The 6,448-nt window shown below is 74.0% G+C and carries 3 protein-coding genes and 2 pseudogenes; 3 read left to right on the plus strand and 2 right to left on the minus strand.

The window, feature by feature from the left end; genetic code table 11:
- Window positions 1-202: 202 nt before the first annotated feature.
- Window positions 203-1,489: a GAF domain-containing protein gene (locus GTW43_RS10765; protein ID WP_161301426.1), complete on the minus strand. Its 1,287-nt coding sequence runs from the start codon at window positions 1,487-1,489 to the stop codon at window positions 203-205.
- 257 nt (window positions 1,490-1,746) lie between these two features.
- Window positions 1,747-3,396 carry an acyl-CoA dehydrogenase family protein gene (locus GTW43_RS10770; RefSeq protein ID WP_161301427.1) on the minus strand — a complete coding sequence of 550 codons (1,650 nt, stop codon included), beginning with the start codon at window positions 3,394-3,396 and terminating at the stop codon, window positions 1,747-1,749.
- 209 nt (window positions 3,397-3,605) lie between these two features.
- On the opposite strand from GTW43_RS10770, the pseudogene GTW43_RS37955 reads away from it, so the two are divergent.
- The 3 genes and pseudogenes from GTW43_RS37955 to GTW43_RS10780 form a co-directional block, all read left to right on the plus strand.
- Window positions 3,606-4,364, plus strand: a pseudogene (locus tag GTW43_RS37955) (YihY/virulence factor BrkB family protein); the annotation flags it as partial.
- A 240-nt stretch (window positions 4,365-4,604) separates the two neighbouring features.
- Window positions 4,605-5,807, plus strand: a pseudogene (locus GTW43_RS37960) (class I tRNA ligase family protein); the annotation flags it as partial.
- Between the two features lie 166 nt (window positions 5,808-5,973).
- On the plus strand, window positions 5,974-6,448 hold a 475-nt coding region (locus GTW43_RS10780), incomplete at its 3' end, for a hypothetical protein (RefSeq protein ID WP_161301429.1).

The raw sequence follows: 6,448 nt of genomic DNA on the forward strand, positions 1-6,448 counted from the left end.
AACGGGTACAGCGTCGTGCGCGAGACGTCACGGTCCCGGCTCACGGGCGCGCTCAGCGACACCATCCACAGCTGGTGCGCGCTGAGCGGCTGCGGATACCTGCGCTCGGCACGGGGCCTGCCGAGCCGTGCCAGCGAAGCGGGGAGGACCGGTCTGCCGGATCTGAACAGGGACATGGCCGCGGAGCGTACTAGGCCACGCCCTAGGCCCCGCCGGTCCGGGCCCTGATCACCGCGGGGGCCGTCGAGTGCGGCAGCAGACCGCGCGGGTCGTCCGGCAGCACCACCTCGACGTCGGCGTCCTCCGGGAGGCGGTACGGGCGGTGGGCGATCAGACCGCCCAGATAGCGGCGGACCCGGGACAGCTCGGCGCGCACCGTCACCGTGCGGGCCGGGTCGCCGAACAGGTCCTCGGCGAGGCCCGCCGCGCTGCGCCCCTCGCGGTGCAGCGCCAGCAGGTACAGCAACTCGGCGTGCCGCGGGCTCAGTTCGTGCGTCCAGACGCCCGCCGTGCCCGAGACCTGCACCGACCAGCGCCGGGGCCGGCTCACGTCGAGGACGATCCTGGCCGCGGCCGGCGGCTCCGGTGTCCCGTCCGGCAGCACCAGCCAGCCGCCCGGCAGCGGGGCCAGCGCGCACGCGCCGAGCGAGGGTATCCAGCAGGGGCCCTCCGCGGCGGCCCGGGGCAGCGCCACCCGCTCGGGCAGCGGCATGCCGGTGACCGCGGCCGTCCAGCCGTGCGCGTCGACCGCGAGCGCCCGGCCGCCGAGCCGCGCGAGCACCGGCGCCGCCACCGCACGCAGCCGCTCCAGGCCGTTCACGTGCTCCTCGCGCAGCCGCGCCTCGGCGAGCTGCGCCACCGAGTTCACCCACGACAGCGTCGCCGGGTGCATCGTCTCCAGCGGACCGCTCACGTCCACCACGCCGAGCAGCCGGCCGTCGCGCGGGTCGGTGACCGGCGCTCCCGTGCACGTCCACGGATGGTGCGAGCGCACGAAGTGCTCCGCGGCGAACACCTGCACCGGACGGCGGGTGACCAGCGGTGTGCCCACCCCGTTGGTCCCGACGACGTCCTCGGCCCAGTGCGCGCCCACCTCGAAGCCGAGCCGGTCGCCCATGCGCAGCACCGTCGGATGCCCCTCGCGCCACAGGATCCTGCCGTCCGCGTCGCTGACCACCATGATGTGCTGGGCCGCCTCGGCGACCGTGCCCAGCGCCTCGCGCAGCAGCGGCAGCACCGGCAGCAGCGGCGAGGTCCGGCGCCGCTCCTCCACCTCGTCGACGCCGAGCAGCCCGCGCCGCACGTCCCGGTCCGGGTCGACCCCGTCGCGCAGCATCCGGCTCCAGGACTCACCGATCACCGGGCGCGGCCTGACCGGCGGGCGGTGCCCCGAGAGCGTCGCGTCCCGTACGCCCTTGAGCAGCCGCGACGCGAGCGACGCGTCCATCGCGGACAAGCGCGCCAGGTCGATCGTCGACTCCGTGCCCATGACTGAATCCTCGGTGTCCGGCCAGCTGTGCCCATCGTGCACCTCCGGGCCGCACGGGGAGGCGGCTTCCGAAGGAACGTTGCAACCCTCTGCAACCCTGGCGACCAACGGTACGGCGTTTGAAACTGACAACAACGCCGTTCAGGCGGCGTTCGAGGGCCTCTGGCCTGACCGCGGGGATGGTGCCGTGTCGGCGCAGCACCATCCCCGCGCCCCCGCCCCCCTCCGCCCGTGCCGCGTCCCGCTTCCCGGGGACGTCACGCCACCGGCCGCGCCCGCTCCACGATCTCGGCCAGCGCCGCGTGGTGGGGCAGCGTGCCGAACGCCGCGCCCCCGTCCCCGCCCAGCCGCGCCGCGCAGAACGCGTCCGCCACGTCCGGCGGCGCGTACCGCACGAGCAGCGAGCCCTGGAGCACGAGCGCGATCCGCTCGACCAGCCGCCGCGCCCGTGCCTGCACCCCGTCCAGATCGCCGAGTTCGGTGAGCAGGGCGCGCACCGCCGCGTCCAGCCGGTGGTCCGCGCCCCGGCTGCGGCCGGCCTCCAGGAGGAACGCGTCCAGCGCCGCGGGATCCTGCTGGAGCACCCGCAGCGCCTCCAGCGCCTGCACGTTGCCCGGGCCCTCCCGGAGCGCTCCGGCGGGCGCCGCGCGCAGCAGCGCCGGCAGTCCCGAGTCCTCCACGTACCCGTTGCCGCCGAGACACTCGAGGGCCTCCGCCACCAGCGGCGTACAGCGCTTCGTCAGCCAGTACTTCGCCGCCGGGACCGCGAGCCGCAGCAGCGCCCGCTCCCGCTCGTCGCCCGCGTCCGCCCGGTCGTGCGCCGCCGCGAGCCGCAGCACCAGGGTCGTCGCCGCCTCCGACTCCAGGGCCAGATCGGCCAGGACGTTGCGCATCAGCGGCTGTCCGGCCAGCGGGACCCCGGACGCCGTGCGGTACGTGCAGTGGTGCACGGCCTGCGCGACGGCCTGCCGCATCAGCGCCGCCGCACCGAGCGCCCGGTCGAGCCGGGCCGCCGCGACCGTCTCCCGCAGCGTCGCGACGGCCCGGCCCTCGTCGCCGATCCGGTGCGCCCAGGTCCCGTCGAACTCCACCTCGGCCGTCGCGTTCGCGCGGTGGCCCAGGGTGTCCTTGAGGCGCTGCAGCGCGAACACGTTGCGCGTGCCGTCGTCCAGGACGCGCGGCACCAGGAAGCACGTCGGCCCCTCTGCGGCCCGCGCCACGACGAGGAAGCCGTCCGACATCGGCGCGCTGCAGAACCACTTGTGCCCGGTCAGCCGGTGGGTCCCGGCCCCGCCCGCCACCGGCTCCGCCCGGGTCGTCACGGCTTCCGGGTCCTCGCCGCCGCCCTGCTTCTCCGTCAGCCCGAGGCCGAGCAGCGCCCCCGCCTTGCCGGACACGGGCCGCAGTCCGGACTCGTAGACCGCCGAGGTCAGCCTCGGCTCCCAGAGCTCCGCCAGGTCCGGGCGGGCGCGCAGCGCGGGGACCGCAGCGTACGTCGTCGACAGCGGGTCCAGATGCCCCGGTTCCACCTGCGACCACACCAGGAACGCGGCGGCCCGCCGCAGTCGTCCGCCCGGCCCGCCGCCCGCGGACGTGAGCCCGGCGCCGACCCCCTTGCCGAGCAGCCGGTGCCAGGCCGGAGCGAACTCCACCTCGTCGATGCGGTGCCCGAACCGGTCGTGGGTGCGCAGGACGGGCGGCTGCGCCTGCGCCAGCCGGCCCCACTCCCGGGCCTGCGCACTGCCCGCCGCGCGTCCGAGCTCCGTCAGCTCCCGGGCGGCCCGCCGCGCCTGCTCCGCGTCCAGGTGCCGCTCCACGCCCTCGACCAGGACCGGGTCGGTGCCGAAGACGTCGTACGCCGTCAGGGGCGGCGGCTGGTTCGTCACCGCGTGCGTGCTGGCTGCCATGACCGCGAACCTACCGCCGCACCTGTGCCGTACCCGCACACCGTGCGGCCCGGGCACTCCCGCGCGCCGGATAACGTTAGGGCGTGCAGCCAGCAAGTGAATCTCCCCAGCGGCCGTCCGGCCGGCTCCACCGGGCCCGCGCGCTCTACCGGAACGTGTCGAAGCGCAGGACCGCCTGGCTGCTGCTCAAGGACACCGTCAACTCGTGCATGGAGTACCGCATCCTGGGCCTCGCGGCCGAGGCCGCGTTCTTCACCCTGCTCTCGGTGCCCCCTCTGCTGCTGTCGCTCGTCGGCCTGCTCGCCTACGTCGACACGTGGACCGGCGCCGACACCATCGCCGGTGTGCGTGACAACATCCTGGAGGCCTCCCGCACCGTCCTCACCGACGAGGGCGTCAAGGAGATCGCAGAACCGATTCTCGACGACGTCATCAAGGGCGGCCGCCCCGACGTCATCTCTATCGGTTTCCTCATCTCCCTGTGGTCGGGCTCCCGGGCCGTCTCCACCTTCGTCGACACCGTCACCGTCATGTATGGGCTCGACGGCGTGCGCGGCATCGTGAAGACCCGGCTCCTCGCGTTCCTGCTCTTCCTCGCCGGGATCGTCGTCGGCTCCATCGCGCTGCCGCTGATGATCGCGGGACCGGACGCGGTGATCGCCCTCGTGCCCTGGTCGGAGACGGTCGTCCAGGTCCTGTACTGGCCCGTCGTCCTGGTCCTGTCCGTCGCGTTCCTGACGACGCTGTACCACGTGTCCGTGCCCGTCCGCTCGCCCTGGATCGAGGACGTGCCGGGCGCCCTCGTCGCCCTCGCGATGTGGATCCCGGGCAGCTTCCTGCTGCGCCTCTACATCACCAACACCATCGAGGGACCCACCATCTACGGGTCCCTCGCGGCGCCGGTCGCGGTGCTCCTGTGGATCGGTGTCTCCGCGTTCGCCGTGCTCGTCGGCGCCGCCGTCAACGCGGCCATCGACCGGGTCTGGCCGTCCGTCGCCACCGCCGCCGCGCGCGCCGCCAACGAACGGCACCGCACCGCGGCCGCCGCCGAGTACGTGGCCTGGGCGACCTCGCGCGCCGACGAGCCGGCCGACCCGGAGGACCCCGACATGCCCTCGGAGTTCCCCGAGCGCTGGTCGAAGTTCCTGCCGCCGGAGGACGTCACGTCCCGGCTGCGCACCCACACCCGCCGTGACCCGCACCCGCACGACGACGCCGACACCGAGCCCGAGACGCCCCTGTCCCGCAACCAGGAATGGGTCAACGTCACCCTGGACCTGGGCGACGGCCGCGGTCCGCGCCGCTTCCGCCGCGAGACCAACACCATGCCGAACTGGGCCGGCTCCTGCTGGTACGAGCTGCGCTACCTGGACCCGCACAACAGCGAGCAGCTGGTCGACCCGGCCGTCGAGCAGTACTGGATGGGCCCGCGCGAGGGCATGCCCACCGGCGGCGTCGACCTGTACGTCGGCGGCGCCGAGCACGCCGTGCTGCACCTGCTGTACGCGCGCTTCTGGTCCAAGGTCCTGTTCGACCTGGGCCACGTCTCCTCCGCCGAGCCGTTCCACAAGCTGTTCAACCAGGGCATGATCCAGGCCTACGTCTACCGGGACGCGCGCGGCATCGCCGTGCCGGCCGCCGAGGTGGAGGAGCGCGACGGCGCCTACTACCACCAGGGCGAGAAGGTCTCCCGCCTGCTGGGCAAGATGGGCAAGTCCCTGAAGAACGCCGTCACGCCCGACGAGATCTGCGCCGAGTACGGCGCCGACACCCTGCGCCTGTACGAGATGGCGATGGGCCCCCTGGACGTGTCCCGCCCCTGGGACACGCGCGCGGTCGTCGGCCAGTTCCGCCTGCTGCAGCGCCTGTGGCGCAACATCGTCGACGAGGAGACCGGCGAGACCACCGTCGCCGACGTCCCCGAGGCCGACATCGACGCCGCCACGCTGCGCGCTCTGCACAAGGCGATCGACGGCGTCCGCGGCGACCTGGAGGGCATGCGCTTCAACACCGCGATCGCCAAGGTCACCGAGCTGAACAACCACCTGACCAAGGCGTACGCGGGCGGCGCCCTGCCGCGCAGCGTCGCCGAGCGCCTGGTGCTGCTGGTCGCGCCGCTGGCCCCGCACGTCGCCGAGGAACTGTGGCGCAAGCTGGGCCGCACCGACTCCGTCGTCCACGTCGACTTCCCGGCCGCCGACCCGGCCTACGTCGTCGACGAGACGGTCACCTGCGTCGTCCAGATCAAGGGCAAGGTCAAGGCCCGCCTGGAGGTCTCCCCGGCCGTCTCCGACGAGGAGCTGGAGAGGACCGCCCTGGCCGACGAGAAGGTCGTCGCCGCGCTGGCCGGTGCCGGGATCCGCAAGGTGATCGTCCGCGCGCCCAAGCTGGTGAACATCGTGCCTGCGTAAGGCACTCAGGGTTGTTCCCTACGGGCAGGTTGGGGGTCGCTCCGGAACCCCCGGCCTGCCCGCTCCGTTTACCGTGGAGAGAGCCGAGCAGGCGGGACGCCGAGCGGCGGGAAGCCGAGCAGGCGGAAGCCGAGCAGGTGGGAAGCCGGACAGTGGGAGGAGCACCATGGAAGCCGTGGTCTTGATCTTGGTGCTGATCTTCGTGGCGTTCCTCGCCCTCGGCGCGTACGCGACGGTCAAGGCCGTCGGCGCGGCCAAGCGCGGGGTCGACCGCAAGGTCGAGCAGGCCCGCCGCGCCGTCGAGGACACCACGCTGCGCGCCCGTACCTTCGCCCAGCCCGGCACCGCGAGCGAGCTCGCCCGTCTGCGTCTCGAGCTGCGCGGCTCGATGCGCGCCACCCAGGACGCCCTGCGGGCCGCCGTCGGCGACGATCCCACGCTCAAGGAGTCCCTCGGCCTCTTCGAGCGGCTCAGCGCCCACGGTCACGAGCTGGACGCCGACCTCAAGCGCCTGGAGAGCGAGCCCGACAAGGCGCACGTCGCGAGCCTGCTGCCCGGCCTGCGGACCCGCACCGGACAGATCACCGCCTCCGCCGACGCCCTGCGGCACGCCGCCCGCGACCGCGCCAGCCACTTCGCCA

The sequence above is a fragment of the Streptomyces sp. SID5785 genome (assembly GCF_009870065.1).
GTDB lineage: Bacteria > Actinomycetota > Actinomycetes > Streptomycetales > Streptomycetaceae > Streptomyces.

Bases quoted from the DNA above. Each gene is read 5' to 3' on its own strand.
- GTW43_RS10770 (WP_161301427.1), bottom strand. From the start codon at position 3,396: ATGGCAGCCAGCACGCACGCGGTGACGAACCAGCCGCCGCCCCTGACG.
- GTW43_RS10765 (WP_161301426.1), bottom strand. From the start codon at position 1,489: ATGGGCACGGAGTCGACGATCGACCTGGCGCGCTTGTCCGCGATGGAC.